Genomic DNA, 13,315 nt, shown 5'->3' with positions numbered 1-13,315 from the left:
GCGCGGGGACCGCCCGTGCGGGCAGGGGATCCCGGGGTGGCTGCAGCGCGGACCGGGGAGACCGGGCGCGTCAGAGGGCCCGCATCACCGAGACAACCTTGCCCATGATGGTTGCGTGGTCGCCAAGAATCGGTTCGTACTGGGTATTCTGCGGCAACAGCCAGGTGTGGCCGTCGCGCTGCCGGAAGGTCTTGACCGTTGCTTCGTCGTCGAGCAGTGCCGCCACGATGTCGCCGTTCTCGGCCGTGTGCTGCTGGCGGACCACGACCCAGTCGCCGTCACAGATGGCCGCATCGATCATGGAATCGCCCGAGACCCTGAGCATGAACAACTCGCCGTGTCCCACCAGTTGCCGCGGCAGGGGCATGACGTCCTCGACCGCCTGGTCCGCCAGGATCGGCCCGCCCGCTGCGATCCTTCCCACCAGCGGCACCATCGCCGTGTCGGATGACGTGGTCAGCTCGGATACGGCGACGCCGCTGGAGCTGCGCAGCTGTTGCGGTTCATCAACTCCGACGATTTCCACACCCCCGTGCTCGAGTGTCAGCGGGGTCAGGATTTCCATGGCACGGGGACGCTTGGGGTCGCGCCTGATGTAGCCCATCTTCTCCAGTTGGGCCAACTGGTGCGTGACGCTGGACAGGCTTGCCAGACCGACCGTGTCACCGATCTCGCGCATGGACGGAGGGTATCCGTGGGACATGACGGAGCGCTGGATGGTTTCCAGGATCTTCTTCTGCCTCGGCGTCAGGCTGCGCCCCACTTTGACGGGCCGGCCGCGTCGCTTCGCTCCGGCAGTGGTGGTGGTCTCTTCCGACATGTCCGGCCCCGGTCTCCCCGTAGTGGTCCCTGCGCCGGCGCCGTAGCGGAACCGCACATGGACTGTTGTCTCAACTGTTTTGTCGGTGGCGGCTGATGCACTGCTCTTACTGCCGCCCGACGCTTACAACGCTAGGCGAGGCGGTAGCGAATTTCAAACATTTGTTCGACTGAGTCTCGACAATGTTCGATCACCAGTGCTAAAACTGTAGAAGACGTATTCGAAGATACGTTCGAATACCGTTGCAAGACGATCGAAACCAGCCGAAATAGATCGAATATCGGAAAGGTGGCACCATGTCCGCCCAGCTCGCACCGCAGCCCGCCGGCCTTCGTACCAGCACAGGCCTGCGGCTGACCCGCCGCGGCCGTTTGTTGCTGATCGGCCTGCCGCTGATGCTCGCCGCGGCCGCAGCCCTGACCCTGATCGGTTTCTTCACTGCTCCGGCAATGGCCGCCGCCGGGGGGCTGGGGCCGGGGCCGGCGGCGACCGTCACGGTCGGCAGCGGCCAGTCACTGTGGGACATAGCAGTGCAGTCCGCGCCGGACCGCAACCCCCACGATGTCATTTTCGAGATCGCGCAATTGAACGGCCTGCAGGGGGACATCGTCCACGCCGGGCAGCAGCTGCTGGTCCCGTCCGCGCGCTGAGGCAGCCGTAATATGAGCTGCTTCGGCCCGCCCGATTCCTGCCCCGGGCGGGCCGAAGCTTAAACTGGATCGGTGAGTGAGCAGTTAGAACGCCTGAACCGCCTGCCGTTGCGGGAAAATCTCCGGGGCCTGGAGCCCTATGGTGCGCCCCAGCTGGAGGTTCCCGTCCTCCTGAACGTCAACGAAAACACCCATGGCCTGCCCGATGCTGTCCGTCAGGCCATCGTCTCGGCCGTCAGCGAGGCTGCCGCGGGTCTGAACCGGTATCCGGATCGCGAGTTCACGAAGCTGAGGACGGCGCTGGCCCGCTACTTGGGGCACGGCCTCACCGCAGAGAACATTTGGGCCGCCAACGGATCGAACGAGGTCCTGCAGCAAATCCTCCAGGCCTTCGGCGGCCCCGGCCGCACCCTGCTGAGCTTCCCGCCCACCTATTCCATGTACCCGCTGCTGGCCAGCGGGACGGACACGGATTATGTGGCCGTTCCGCGGGGGGCAGACTTCACGCTGTCCCCGGACGCTGCCGCCGCCGCTGTGGCCGGCTCCGCGGCAAACGTGGTCGTTCTTTGCTCCCCGAACAACCCGACGGGCACCGCCCTGGGCCTTGAGGTCGTGGAGGCGGCGTATGAAGCGGGGGAAGCCTCCAAGGCCATCGTGATCGTGGACGAGGCCTACGCCGAGTTCGCCCACGCCGGAACGCCGAGCGCGCTGACACTGTTGCCGGGGCGGGAGCGGCTCATCGTTTCCCGCACCATGAGCAAGGCCTTCGCGCTGGCAGGCGCCAGGGTCGGGTACCTCGCCGCCGCACCGCAGATTACCGATGCGCTGCGACTGGTCCGCCTGCCCTACCACCTCTCCGCCGTTACGCAGGCAACGGCCCTGGCCGCGTTGGACCATGCCGATGCGCTGCTGGCCAACGTCGAAGACATCAAGGCGCAACGGGACCGCATTGTCGACGGGCTGGCCGAGCTGGGACTCGACCCGGCGCCGTCCGACTCAAACTTCGTGTTTTTCGGCGGGCTGGAGGACCCCCGCTCGGTGTGGCAGGGACTGCTGGAAGCCGGCGTGCTGATCCGCGACGTCGGGATCCCGGGCCATCTGCGGGTAACCGCCGGCACTGAGGCCGAGACCACAGCCTTCCTCAACGGCATCAAGGCCCTCGTGGCGAGCCCCGTCTCCTAAACTAGTAAGAGCGAACCGGCTCGTGCCGGTCGACCAATTCGTCAAAGGACTCCCATGACCGTGGAAACCACCACCGGACGTACCGCACGCCTCGAACGCATCACCAGCGAGTCGTCCGTGCTGGTTGAACTGGACCTCGACGGCACCGGCCGTTCCGAGATCAGCACCACCGTGCCGTTCTACGACCACATGCTCACCGCCCTGGCGAAGCACTCGCTCGTCGACCTGACCGTGAAGGCCAGCGGGGACACGCACATCGACGCGCACCACACCGTCGAAGATGTCGCCATCACCATCGGCGACGCCCTGAAGGAAGCGCTGGGCAACAAAGCCGGGATCCGCCGTTTCGGCGAAGCCACGGTGCCCCTGGACGAGGCGCTGGCCCACGCCGTCGTGGACATCTCCGGCCGGCCCTACCTGGTGCACACGGGAGAACCGGCAGGCCAGGAGTACCACTTGATCGGCGGACACTTCACCGGATCGCTGACCCGCCACGTGTTCGAATCGATCACACTGCACGCCCAGATCTGCCTGCACATGCGCGTGCTGGGCGGCAGGGACCCCCACCACATCGTCGAGGCCCAGTTCAAGGCCTTCGCCCGGGCACTCCGCGCCGCCGTCGAAGCCGATCCACGTGTCGAGGGCATTCCCTCGACGAAGGGAGCCCTGTGACGGCTGCGCCCAAGGTCACCGTACTGGACTACGGTTCCGGGAACGTCCGCTCGGCAGTCCGCGCGCTGGAGCACGTGGGTGCCGACGTCACGCTGAGCCATGCCTCCGACGACGTCCTCGACGCAGACGGCCTGCTGGTTCCCGGCGTCGGCGCCTTCGCCACGGTCATGCAGGGGCTCAAGTCCGTGGACGCGCTTCGCTGGATCGGGCGCCGGGTGGCCGGCGGCCGGCCCGTGCTGGGAATCTGCGTTGGCCTGCAGGTCATGTTCGAAGAAGGCGTGGAACATGGCGTCCGCACGCAGGGCGTCGGGGAATGGCCGGGAACCGTGGAAGCGCTGCCGGCGGAGGTCGTGCCCCACATGGGGTGGAACACCGTGGACGCCGCAGAGGGCAGCCGGCTGTTTGCCGGGATAGAAGACGAGCGCTTCTACTTTGTGCACTCCTACGGTGTGCAGCACTGGAACTTCGACGTCACCCAACCCGCGATGACGCCGCCGCTGGTGACCTGGTCCACGCACGGCGCCCCGTTCATAGCGGCCGTTGAAAACGGTCCGCTGAGTGCTACCCAGTTCCATCCGGAAAAGTCCGGAGACGCCGGCGCGGAGCTGCTGCGCAACTGGTTGAAGACGCTGAGGTAGCCATGGGCAGCATCCTCCTGATGGGCCTGGCCGGGCTGCTGGCCGGCGGCGCCATCTCGTTCCGGCAGCAGCGGCTGCCCAAGTGGTTGGTGATCGTCTTCTGGATCCTGGCCGGCCTGTCGCTGCTGGCTGCCTACTTGCTCACCCTCGGACCGGCCGAGTAACCACACCCATCCCGCGCCCGCTGACGGCGCGCAGAAAGCGGAAGAACCATGACGAACCAAACCTCCATCCTTGAACTTTTGCCCGCGGTCGACGTTGCCGACGGCCAGGCCGTCCGGCTGGTCCAAGGCGAAGCCGGCAGCGAGACCGGCTACGGGGATCCGCTGGAGGCTGCGCTGGCGTGGCAGAACGACGGGGCGGAATGGGTGCACTTGGTGGACCTCGATGCGGCGTTCGGCCGGGGCAACAATACGGAAGTGCTGCGCCGCGTCGCCGACGAGCTGAAAATCAAGGTGGAGCTGTCCGGCGGCATCCGCGACGACGCGTCATTGGAGCGCGCGCTTGAATTCGGGGCCGCGCGTGTCAACCTGGGCACCGCCGCGCTGGAAAACCCGGAATGGACAGCACGCGCCATTGCCCGGCACGGTGACGCCATCGCCGTCGGCCTCGATGTCCGCGGCACCACGCTCGCGGCCCGCGGCTGGACGCAGGATGGCGGCGACCTCTGGGAGGTGCTGGCCCGCCTCGAAGACGCCGGCTGCTCGAGGTACGTGGTCACCGATGTGACCAAGGACGGGACGCTGCGCGGACCCAACGTGGATCTGCTCCGGCAGATGTGCGAGCGGACCGACAAGCCGGTGGTTGCCTCGGGCGGAATCTCCAGCCTGGATGACCTGCGGACGCTGCGCGGCCTGGTTCCGGCCGGAGTCGAGGGAGCGATTGTGGGCAAGGCACTGTACGCGGGCAAGTTCACGCTGCCCGAAGCCCTCGATGTTGCGGGACGGCGCTGAGGGACCAGCATGGGCAAGAAGCAACTGCCCGCCCATATCGCCGCCGCGCTGGCGGGAGCCGGCGGGGCGGGGGACTCGGCCGGCCAAAGCTGGGCCGGACGGGACCTGAGCGGTGAAGGAAACCCGCTCCACCAGTTCGACCACGATGACGGCAGCGCGGATCCCGGCTACGAGGCGGCGCTGCAATGGCTTGCCGCCGGGACCGGCGGCGAAGCGGAAGTAGTGGCTGCCCTGGCGAACGCCCGCGTTTTCGTGCCCATCGTGGCGACGCTGGGAGAAGAGGCCGAGGGCAGCCACGGCCTGACAGCGGATAAACAGGCCGACATGGCCGTGGTGACGTTGCAGGCGCCGGATGGGCGCCGGGCGCTGCCGGTGTTCAGTAACACGGCCGCCCTGGAAGCCTGGCATCCCCAGGCCCGGCCGGTCGCCGTGGAGGCGCCGCGGGCGGCCTTGGCGGCCGTGTCCGAAGACGCCGAACTGATGGTTATGGATCCGGGCGCCGCCCTGACGTTCGTTGTCCGGCGGCCGGCAGTGTGGGCGTTGGCCAAACAGCACGAGTGGGTGCCCTCCTACCGCGATCCGGCGCTCTTGGAGTGGGTGGCCGAGGCCACGGGCGGCGAGGAGGCGGTTATGGCCTCGTTCGTGGAGCCCGGGACCGGGATCGCGGTCCGGGCGGCAGATGGAGCCGTCGTGGCCGGCGGCGGCCACGGCCCGGAGCTGCGCCTGGTCCTGCAGGTGCGGGACGGGCTGGGGCGCGAGGAGTTGGGCGCCCTGGCGGGACGGATCCAACAGCGGCTCCAGTCCCGGCAAGAGTTTGCCGAGCGGGTTGATTCGCTGGAGCTGAAGTTCACCCGCTGAACCCCGCCGGCGAACGCCGCAACCAGAAGCGCAAAGACAAAGGACGACGCCGGTGCGTGGCACCGGCGTCGTCCTTGTTCAGTTCTGGGAGCCCGGGCCGGTCAGTTGACCGGACCCGTGAACTTCTCGCCCGGGCCCTTGCCCGGATCGTCCTGGATGACCGATGCTTCGCGGAAGGCGAGCTGCAGGGACCGGAGGCCATCGCGCAACGGGCCGGCATGCTGGCTGCCGATTTCCGGCGCGGCAGCGGTGACGAACCCCGCCAAGGCGGTGATCAGCTTGCGGGCTTCGTCCAGGTCCTTGAGCTCTTCGGCGTCGTCTCCGGCGGCCAGGCCGCACTTAACCGCGGCGGCGCTCATCAGATGGACTGCCGCGGTGGTGATGACTTCCACGGCCGGTACTTCGGCGATGTCGCGCATCTGGCCCAGGACTTCCTGTTCCTGGCTGGAGGCAGGACCGGCGTCGGGCGCGAAGCTGTGGCGGTGGCCGTCGGTCTGCGGATTGTTATCTGAGCTGCTCATACTGGTAAGCTTGTCACAGACCAATTGGATCCCGTTACTTATGTGCCTCACAGCACGTGCGGAGCAGGATCCGATCTGCAAGCGGAGTCCTCTCCCACCCGTCGGTATGGCTAGCCAGAGCTGCCGGGTCCAGGTCGGCAGGCTGTAGCCGGAAACCCTCGCGTGAGGTGCCCGGGCCAGCCGGTGGAACCCTAGCTTGTTTCCGCCTGCCGCCACTTCGAGGCCTTCGATTGCGTTTGCAATGGGGGGCCTTCTTTCATTGCAAGCGGCAGCCGATATTAGTGACAGGAGCCACACATTAGCGAGCCAAGAATCAATGATCGTATCCGCGTTCCCGAGGTGCGGTTAGTCGGACCGAACGGCGAACAGGTTGGGATCGTCCGTATTGAGGATGCCCTGCGCCTGGCCACGGAATCGGATCTTGACCTGGTTGAGGTCGCACCGCAGGCAAAGCCTCCGGTGTGCAAGCTTATGGATTTTGGCAAGTACAAGTACGAGGCTGCGGTCAAGGCCCGTGAGGCGCGCAAGAACCAGACGAACACTGTGCTCAAGGAGATCCGGTTCCGCCTGAAGATCGACAAGCACGACTACGAGACCAAGCGCGGCCACGCGCTGCGGTTCCTCGCAGCCGGCGACAAGGTCAAGGCCATGATCCAGTTCCGCGGCCGCGAACAGCAGCGCCCCGAAATGGGCATCCGCCTTCTGCAGAAGTTCGCCGAGGACGTCGCCGAGGTCGGCGTGATCGAATCGACTCCCCGCATTGACGGCCGCAACATGGTCATGGTGATCGGCCCGACCAAGAACAAGGCCGAAGCCAAGGCGGAAGCCCGCAGGGCCGCGCAGAAGGCCGACGCGAAGGCAACGAACGAGGCCAAGAAGCAGAAGGTGGACACCTCCGCCGACCAGGACCCGCTGACGCAGAGCCTGGGCGACCTTATGCCGGAAGGCCTTGCCGCAATGGCAAACCAGCCGGAGGAAACCGCCGAAGCACCTGCGCCGGCCGATGCCTCGCCTGCGGTTGAGGTTGAGGTTGTGCCCGAGGCCGAGCCCGCGGAGCAGCCGGAAGCCGAGGCTGCGGCCGCGGCCGAGCCCGAGGTTGAGGTCGAGGCCACGCCTGCGGTCGAGCCGGAAGCCGAGGCCAAGCCTGCCGCCCAGGCCAAGCCGGCCGCCCAAGCGAAGCCAGCCGCCCAGGTGAAGCCAGCGGCTCAGGTGAAGCCTGCCGCGCAGGCTAAGCCGGCGGCCGAGGCCAAGCCATCGGTTCCGGCGAAGCCCGCGGCGCCCGCCACGGAGGCCAAGCCCGCAGCACCCAAGCCCGCCGCCCGGCCCAAGCCGGCAGCGCGGCCCGCAGCACCCAAACCTGCTGGCCGGTCCGGTTCCAAGAACTAAGACCGTACAGAGAGCATCCGGCAACCGCCGGGCACCGTTCAGTGTCCGGCGCCGGTAGACAAGTAAACCGCCGGTGCCCGTTTTGCGGCACCGCACGAGCCGACGGTCGGCAGCGACCCGAGGAGACGTAAGGAGAACGGCAGCCATGCCGAAGCAGAAGACCCACAGCGGCGCCAAGAAGCGCTTCAAGCTCACCGGCAGCGGCAAGCTCAAGCGCCAGCAGGCCAACCGCCGCCACTACCTGGAGCACAAGCCTTCCACGCTGACCCGACGCCTTGCCAGTGACAAGATCGTTGCTCCGGCCGACGTGCGCAACATCAAGAAGATGCTCGGCATCTGATTTTCCCCCCTCTGGTCCGCGCGGCGACGCCGCAAGGGCCATCCAGCTAGTTTTGCCCCCGGCCGCCGATCGCGGCGGCCGAGCACCGGGCACCAATCATCAAAAGGAGTACGCACGTGGCACGTGTGAAGCGGGCGGTCAACGCCCACAAGAAGCGCCGGGTCATCCTGGACCGGGCTGCCGGATACCGCGGACAGCGGTCCCGCCTGTACCGCAAGGCCAAGGAACAGCTGCTGCACTCGTTCGTGTACAGCTACGGCGACCGCCGCAAGCGCAAGGGTGATTTCCGCCGCCTGTGGATCCAGCGCATCAACGCTGCCTCCCGCGCCAACGGCCTGACCTACAACCGCCTCATCCAGGGCCTGAAGGCCGCCGAGGTCCAGGTCGACCGCCGCATGCTGGCCGAGCTGGCCGTGTCCGACGCCGGCGCCTTCGCCGCTCTGGTGCAGGTAGCCAAGGACGCCCTGCCGGCCGACACTTCGGCTCCGGCAGAGCGCCAGACCGCCGCCGCCAAGCCTGTCGCCGCCGCCAAGACCGCTCCGGCCGCCGCCAAGACCGCTCCGGCCGCCGCCAAGGCTGCCGCGCCCGCCGCTGAAGGCGGAGAAGTTGCCGGCGCCGTGAAGGCTGTTGACGGCGAGGACGCTCCCGCCGGCTACACCATCAAGGGCAACCAGTCCAAGAAGTACCACGTCCCGGGCTCTACCTGGTACGAGAACACCACTCCCGTGTACTGGTTCGAGTCCGTGGAGGCCGCCAAGGCTGCCGGTTTCGAGCCCGCCGGCGGCGAGGCCCGCCAGAAGGTTGCCGAATAAGCACCGGATGCATAAACGCTTATGTGGCGACGTTATAGTCGCTGTATGAGCACTACCGGGCGCCCGCAAGCCATCATGTCCAACCCCCGAGCCGATCGGGTCAGGGATGTGGCAAAGCTTGCCGGGCGCTCGGTGCGTTTAAAGCGCCGCCAATTCCTGGCCGAAGGCCCGCAGGCTGTCCGCGAGGCCCTGTCCGCCCACCGGGCGCATCGAGGCGCCGGAAACAGCGGCATCGTGGCCGAGGTCTTCGCCACCGAAGCCTGCCTGGACCGGTCGCCTGAACTGGCGGACCTCGCCGACGGCGTGCCGCTGCGGCTGGCCACCGATGCGGTGCTGGCGGCAATGGCAGACACGGTCAACCCGCAGGGGATCGTGGCCGTCTGCCACTACCTGGACCGGCCGCTGAACGAGGTCCTGCAAAGCAAACCCCGGCTGCTGGCGGTCATGGTCCGGGTGCAGGACCCGGGCAACGCCGGCACCATCCTGCGGGCGGCCGATTCCGCCGGCGCCGATGCCGTGATCCTGACCAACTCCAGCGTGGACATCTACAATCCCAAGGCCGTCCGTTCCACGGCCGGATCACTCTTCCACCTTCCGGTGGTGAACGGTCACGATTTCGGTGACGTGGCGGCGGCCGTGCGCGCCGCCGGCGCAACCATGCTGGCAGCTGACGGCTACGGCACCATCGATCTGGACGATTTGCAGGACCGCAGCGCCCTGGCCCGGCTGGGAGAAACTCCCGCGGCCGGGGACGAGGGCGTGGCCGGCAGCCTGCCGGATCTCGCGGCGCCTACCGCCTGGCTCTTTGGGAACGAAGCCCAAGGGTTGTCGTCGGAAGAACTGGCCGCCGCGGACCATCGGGTCGCCGTGCCGGTTTACGGCCAGGCCGAAAGCTTGAACGTCGGCACGGCGGCCACCGTCTGCCTGTACGCCTCCGCGAGGTCCCAGCGTCGACGCGGGCCTGCAGGGTAGCTGTTGGCCGGCCGGCCCGCCGCAAGATGCGCCTCAGGCGAGGCTGCGCCGTTTCTCGAGCGCCCCGCTGAGAGCGGCGATGACCAGCCCCAAGGATGCCAGCCCGGCGCCGACCAGCGCCGGCGCGGCATATCCCCAGCCCCAGGAGATCACGAGGCCGCCCAGGAAAGCGCCGAGGGCATTGGCCATGTTCAACGCCGAATGGTTCAGCGAGGCGGCCAGGGTCTGGGCGTTGGGGGAGGCGTCCATCAGGCGTGTCTGCAGGGCCGGGATCAGGCTCGATCCTGCGGCCCCCAGGAGGAACACGAGGGGAATCGCCAGGGCGGCAATGGATGAGGCCGCCCAAAAGAACACCAGAATCACGATGATCGCCGCCATCACCTGGTAGATGGTCCCCATCACCGAGCGGTCCGCCAACTTGCCGCCGATGAAGGTGCCGACGACCATGCCCAGGCCGTAGAGGCCGACAATCAGCGGCAGGGCGGCCGGGGCCAGGCCTGTCACTTCGGTCATGGTCGGGCTGATGTAGGAATACACCGCGAAAAATCCGCCGAAGCCGACCACGCCGATCAACAGCGCCAACCAGACCTGGATCCGTTTCAGGGCGCCGAGTTCCCGACGGATGCCGGCCTCCGCGTGCGCGGGGGTGAAGGGAACCAGGCGCTGGAGCATCAGTATCGTCACCGCGCCGACGATGCCCACGGCCACGAACATCAGCCGCCAGCCGTACTGTTGGCCCAGCCAGGTGACCAACGGGACGCCGACGACGTTGGCCACCGAGAGCCCGAGCATGACCATGGCGACCGCCTGCGCGCGGCGGGTCGGCGAGACCAGCGAGGCGGCCAGGACGGCGGCCACGCCGAAATAGGCGCCGTGCGGAAGGCCGGAAATGAACCGGGTGGCCAGCATCGTGGCGTAGTCGGGCGCGAACACCGACGAGAGGTTCCCGAGCGTGAACAGGACCATCAGCCCCAGGACCATGTACTTGTGCGGAAGCTTGGCTCCGAGGGCTGCGAGCAGCGGCGCGCCGACCACCACGCCCAGGGCATAGGCGGAAATCAGGTGCCCGCTCTCCGGGATGGAGACGTCCAGGCCGGCCGCCACATTCTGCAGCAGGCCCATGATGGCAAATTCCGTCGTGCCGATGCCGAAGCCGCCCATGGCCAAGGCGACGATGGCCCACGCCGTCCGGCGGTTTTCGGTCTGCCTCCGTGCGGTGACGAGTGTCGGGGAATTCATGATCGGCTTTCGGTCGGACGGACAACTGGGCGCCGGCGCAAGCCTGCATGCCGGGGCCTGGGCACGGGCGGCAGTTGCGGGCACCGGCTGCCACTGTACGGCAACGCGACGGCACGGCATCCCATTCCGGACCCGTGTGGCCTGTGGTCTGCGGCATAGTCCGGGGCCGTGGGAACCGGGCCGGACCCGCCCCGTAGACTGAACCGCGTGCAAACGAGCCTGAAACAGATTGTCGGCGCAGCCATCCTCGACGCCCGCGACGCCCCGAACAGATTACTGGCCGCCCGGCGCACCGCGCCGGAGGCGCTGGCCGGCCTGTGGGAGTTTCCCGGCGGCAAGGTGGAGCCGGGGGAGAGCTGCGAAGACGCCCTGCGCCGCGAAATCCGCGAGGAACTGGGGGTCGGAATAGAGCTGGGAGTCGAAGTCTCCGGTCCGCTCCCGCAGGGCTGGCCGCTGAATGAGGCGGCGGCCATGCGCGTATGGTGTGCCTACATTACCGACGGGCTGCCGAAGCCGCTGCAAGACCACGACGAATTGCGCTGGGTCCGGCTGGAGGCGGCAGAAGCCGCGGCCCTGCCGTGGATTCCCGCCGATTTTCCGATCCTCGAAGCCGTGCTGACCGCTGCAGGCCGCACCGCCGCCCGTCCCGCGTAACGGCTCCCGCCGGAACCCGTCGTCCTGCCGGGGCCGAAGCGTTGCCCGGACACTTAGAACAACGTCGCCTGTCCCGCTGCGGCCGGCGTGCCCGACGGCGCTGCCGGACTTTCCGCCGGTGGCCGCACGGGCACGTCGCGCAGCCGGGCAGCGTTTTCCAATCCGTGCCGGCGCTTGGCTTCCCGGACCCGGTCCGCCAGCCAGACCCGATAGTCCTTGGCGGCATACGTGCCGCCGTCGTAGAGGCGGCGGTACTTGCCCACAAGTTGCGGGTATTCCTTGGCCAGCCATTGCAGATACCATTCCCTGGCGCCGGGACGAAGGTGCAGCGCGCCCGCCGTCATGCTGGTGGCCCCGGCTGCCGCAACGGCCGCGCACAGCCCGTCGAGCGCGTCCTCCGAGTCCGTCAGCCAGGGCAGGATCGGCATGGCCATCACCGAACACGGCAGGCCGGCGTCGCTGAGCTTGGCGATCAGCTCGAGCCGGGCACGCGGCGTGGGTGTTCCCGGCTCCACACGGCGCGCCAGTCCGGCGTCGGTCATGGCGAGCGAAATCCCCATGCCGACCTCGACGTCCCCGGCCGCCGCACGCAGCAGCGGCAGGTCACGGGCCAGCAAGGTGCCCTTGGTCAGGATCGAAAACGGGGTTCCTGACCCGGCCAGGGCCTTGATGATCTCCGGCATCAGCTTGTAGCGGCCCTCGGCCCGCTGGTAAGGATCGGTGTTGGTGCCCATGGCCACGTGTTCGCGCTTCCACGACGGTTTGGCAAGCTCGCGGCGGAGGACCTCGCCCACGTTCACCTTGACCACCAACTGGCTGTCAAAATCCAGCCCGGTGTCCAAATCGAGGTAGCTGTGCGTCTTGCGGGCGAAGCAATACACGCACGCGTGGCTGCAGCCACGGTAGGGGTTGATGGTCCATTCGAACGGCATCCGCGAGCCGGCGCCCACGCGGTTCAGCGCCGACTTGGCCATGACCTCATGGAATGTGATGCCGGCGAAACCGGGGGTCTGGACGCTCCGGACGAGTCCGGACAACGGGAGCAGTGCGCCTGGTTCCGCTTGCTGGGAGGACCACCTCATGCTTTAAGTAGAACACATCTTCGAACCAGGCGACAGGGGCAGGAGGGGTCTTCCGCAGGAAATTCAGCCGGCCGTCCGTACGGGCCGCGAGCCGCGCCGCCCAGGCCTCCGCCGCACCGGCCGCTCCTTGTAGCCGCCCGACTGCAGCCCGGCCAGCCGCTCGAAGATGTTCCGGGACGCCGGGTCGCCGGTCCGCCACCACGACCAGGCGGCAGCGAAGCCGTACAGCGGCAGGAACGGCAGGCCCAGGCACCAGGCATATTGGCTGCTGTGGCGGGATTCGTGGCCCAGCAGCACCGGATTGCCGGCCAGCCCGGCCGCAGCGTCGCGGAACAGCACCACGTTGCCCACGGTAAAGGCAGCGGCCTTCGGCAGCCCGGGCCGAAAGCCGTGGGCCAGGATCAGGCCATGGGGTCCGGGATGAAGGCTGCAGCGTACCGCGGCGGCGAGGGTCAGCCCCAACAGGGTGGAGCCGTTGAGCAGGTTCCAGGCGGCACGCAGCTTCTCGGACGGCGTCATGGGCCCATCGTAAGCGT

17 protein-coding genes are annotated in these 13,315 nt (G+C 67.9%); 12 read left to right on the top strand and 5 right to left on the bottom strand.

The annotated features are described in order from the left end of the window. Positions 1-70 precede the first annotated feature (70 nt). Complete coding sequence (gene lexA / locus AC5RVG_RS13075) at positions 71-820, bottom strand: transcriptional repressor LexA (RefSeq protein ID WP_493977762.1); 750 nt, start codon at positions 818-820, stop codon at positions 71-73. A gap of 296 nt (positions 821-1,116) precedes the next feature. On the opposite strand from lexA, the gene AC5RVG_RS13070 reads away from it, so the two are divergent. From AC5RVG_RS13070 to AC5RVG_RS13040, 7 genes are all read left to right on the top strand, one after another. After that, on the top strand, positions 1,117-1,470 hold the full coding sequence (locus AC5RVG_RS13070) for a LysM peptidoglycan-binding domain-containing protein (RefSeq protein ID WP_494014162.1): 354 nt from the start codon (positions 1,117-1,119) through the stop codon (positions 1,468-1,470). Between the two features lie 72 nt (positions 1,471-1,542). Continuing rightward, on the top strand, positions 1,543-2,652 hold the full coding sequence (locus AC5RVG_RS13065) for a histidinol-phosphate transaminase (protein ID WP_494014161.1): 1,110 nt from the start codon (positions 1,543-1,545) through the stop codon (positions 2,650-2,652). 54 nt (positions 2,653-2,706) lie between these two features. Then, on the top strand, positions 2,707-3,324 hold the full coding sequence (hisB, locus tag AC5RVG_RS13060) for an imidazoleglycerol-phosphate dehydratase HisB (protein WP_494002389.1): 618 nt from the start codon (positions 2,707-2,709) through the stop codon (positions 3,322-3,324). After that, on the top strand, positions 3,321-3,962 hold the full coding sequence (gene hisH / locus AC5RVG_RS13055) for an imidazole glycerol phosphate synthase subunit HisH (protein WP_494002388.1): 642 nt from the start codon (positions 3,321-3,323) through the stop codon (positions 3,960-3,962). Before hisB ends, hisH begins: the two co-directional genes overlap by 4 nt. A 2-nt stretch (positions 3,963-3,964) precedes the next feature. Next, entirely contained in the window at positions 3,965-4,126 is a 162-nt protein-coding gene (locus AC5RVG_RS13050; protein WP_494002387.1) for a hypothetical protein, read from the top strand. A 48-nt stretch (positions 4,127-4,174) separates the two neighbouring features. Then, entirely contained in the window at positions 4,175-4,915 is a 741-nt protein-coding gene (gene priA, locus AC5RVG_RS13045) for a bifunctional 1-(5-phosphoribosyl)-5-((5-phosphoribosylamino)methylideneamino)imidazole-4-carboxamide isomerase/phosphoribosylanthranilate isomerase PriA (protein ID WP_494014160.1), read from the top strand. 9 nt (positions 4,916-4,924) lie between these two features. Continuing rightward, positions 4,925-5,773, top strand: coding sequence for an SseB family protein (locus AC5RVG_RS13040; RefSeq protein ID WP_494002385.1), 849 nt, complete (start codon positions 4,925-4,927; stop codon positions 5,771-5,773). Positions 5,774-5,874: 101 nt separating this feature from the next. On the opposite strand, the gene AC5RVG_RS13035 is transcribed toward AC5RVG_RS13040, so the two are convergent. Then, a complete protein-coding gene (locus tag AC5RVG_RS13035) occupies positions 5,875-6,294 on the bottom strand; it encodes a DUF1844 domain-containing protein (protein ID WP_494002384.1) in 420 nt (139 codons plus the stop codon). Positions 6,295-6,633: 339 nt separating this feature from the next. Here AC5RVG_RS13035 and infC point away from each other — a divergent pair, with 339 nt between their 5' ends. The 4 genes from infC (at position 6,634) to AC5RVG_RS13015 (ending at position 9,804) form a co-directional block, all read left to right on the top strand. After that, complete coding sequence (gene infC / locus AC5RVG_RS13030; RefSeq protein ID WP_494014159.1) at positions 6,634-7,680, top strand: translation initiation factor IF-3; 1,047 nt, start codon at positions 6,634-6,636, stop codon at positions 7,678-7,680. A 145-nt stretch (positions 7,681-7,825) separates the two neighbouring features. Further along, entirely contained in the window at positions 7,826-8,020 is a 195-nt protein-coding gene (rpmI, locus tag AC5RVG_RS13025) for a 50S ribosomal protein L35 (RefSeq protein ID WP_493977772.1), read from the top strand. 116 nt (positions 8,021-8,136) lie between these two features. After that, positions 8,137-8,832: a 50S ribosomal protein L20, sunset domain variant gene (gene rplT / locus AC5RVG_RS13020; RefSeq protein WP_494014158.1), complete on the top strand. Its 696-nt coding sequence runs from the start codon at positions 8,137-8,139 to the stop codon at positions 8,830-8,832. Between the two features lie 45 nt (positions 8,833-8,877). Continuing rightward, positions 8,878-9,804 (top strand): TrmH family RNA methyltransferase, encoded by a 927-nt coding sequence (locus AC5RVG_RS13015; RefSeq protein WP_494014157.1) that lies wholly within the window; start codon positions 8,878-8,880, stop codon positions 9,802-9,804. 33 nt (positions 9,805-9,837) lie between these two features. Here the strand turns inward: AC5RVG_RS13015 and AC5RVG_RS13010 are convergent, their stop codons facing one another. Further along, positions 9,838-11,043, bottom strand: a complete 1,206-nt coding sequence (locus AC5RVG_RS13010; RefSeq protein WP_494014156.1) for an MFS transporter — start codon at positions 11,041-11,043, stop codon at positions 9,838-9,840. Between the two features lie 207 nt (positions 11,044-11,250). Here AC5RVG_RS13010 and AC5RVG_RS13005 point away from each other — a divergent pair, with 207 nt between their 5' ends. Further along, the gene (locus AC5RVG_RS13005) at positions 11,251-11,697 is read left to right on the top strand and encodes a (deoxy)nucleoside triphosphate pyrophosphohydrolase (protein ID WP_494002379.1); all 447 of its coding nucleotides are present in this window, start codon (positions 11,251-11,253) and stop codon (positions 11,695-11,697) included. Positions 11,698-11,750: 53 nt separating this feature from the next. Here the strand turns inward: AC5RVG_RS13005 and AC5RVG_RS13000 are convergent, their stop codons facing one another. After that, entirely contained in the window at positions 11,751-12,779 is a 1,029-nt protein-coding gene (locus AC5RVG_RS13000; RefSeq protein ID WP_494014155.1) for an Rv2578c family radical SAM protein, read from the bottom strand. 63 nt (positions 12,780-12,842) lie between these two features. Continuing rightward, positions 12,843-13,298: a hypothetical protein gene (locus tag AC5RVG_RS12995; RefSeq protein ID WP_494014154.1), complete on the bottom strand. Its 456-nt coding sequence runs from the start codon at positions 13,296-13,298 to the stop codon at positions 12,843-12,845. Positions 13,299-13,315 lie beyond the last annotated feature (17 nt).

The organism is Arthrobacter senegalensis, from assembly GCF_059091765.1.
The sequence above is the reverse complement of the archived record's forward strand: the minus strand, read 5'-3'. Positions and strand labels throughout refer to the sequence as shown.

Excerpts from the sequence above, each read along its gene's own strand:
- priA (WP_494014160.1), top strand. The coding sequence starts at position 4,175 with ATGACGAACCAAACCTCCATCCTTGAACTTTTGCCCGCGGTCGACGTT.
- AC5RVG_RS13070 (WP_494014162.1), top strand. The coding sequence starts at position 1,117 with ATGTCCGCCCAGCTCGCACCGCAGCCCGCCGGCCTTCGTACCAGCACA.
- lexA (WP_493977762.1), bottom strand. The coding sequence starts at position 820 with ATGTCGGAAGAGACCACCACCACTGCCGGAGCGAAGCGACGCGGCCGG.
- AC5RVG_RS13050 (WP_494002387.1), top strand. The coding sequence starts at position 3,965 with ATGGGCAGCATCCTCCTGATGGGCCTGGCCGGGCTGCTGGCCGGCGGC.
- AC5RVG_RS13015 (WP_494014157.1), top strand. The coding sequence starts at position 8,878 with ATGAGCACTACCGGGCGCCCGCAAGCCATCATGTCCAACCCCCGAGCC.
- hisB (WP_494002389.1), top strand. The coding sequence starts at position 2,707 with ATGACCGTGGAAACCACCACCGGACGTACCGCACGCCTCGAACGCATC.
- AC5RVG_RS13035 (WP_494002384.1), bottom strand. The coding sequence starts at position 6,294 with ATGAGCAGCTCAGATAACAATCCGCAGACCGACGGCCACCGCCACAGC.
- AC5RVG_RS13040 (WP_494002385.1), top strand. The coding sequence starts at position 4,925 with ATGGGCAAGAAGCAACTGCCCGCCCATATCGCCGCCGCGCTGGCGGGA.
- rpmI (WP_493977772.1), top strand. The coding sequence starts at position 7,826 with ATGCCGAAGCAGAAGACCCACAGCGGCGCCAAGAAGCGCTTCAAGCTC.
- AC5RVG_RS13010 (WP_494014156.1), bottom strand. The coding sequence starts at position 11,043 with ATGAATTCCCCGACACTCGTCACCGCACGGAGGCAGACCGAAAACCGC.
- AC5RVG_RS13000 (WP_494014155.1), bottom strand. The coding sequence starts at position 12,779 with ATGAGGTGGTCCTCCCAGCAAGCGGAACCAGGCGCACTGCTCCCGTTG.
- AC5RVG_RS12995 (WP_494014154.1), bottom strand. The coding sequence starts at position 13,298 with ATGACGCCGTCCGAGAAGCTGCGTGCCGCCTGGAACCTGCTCAACGGC.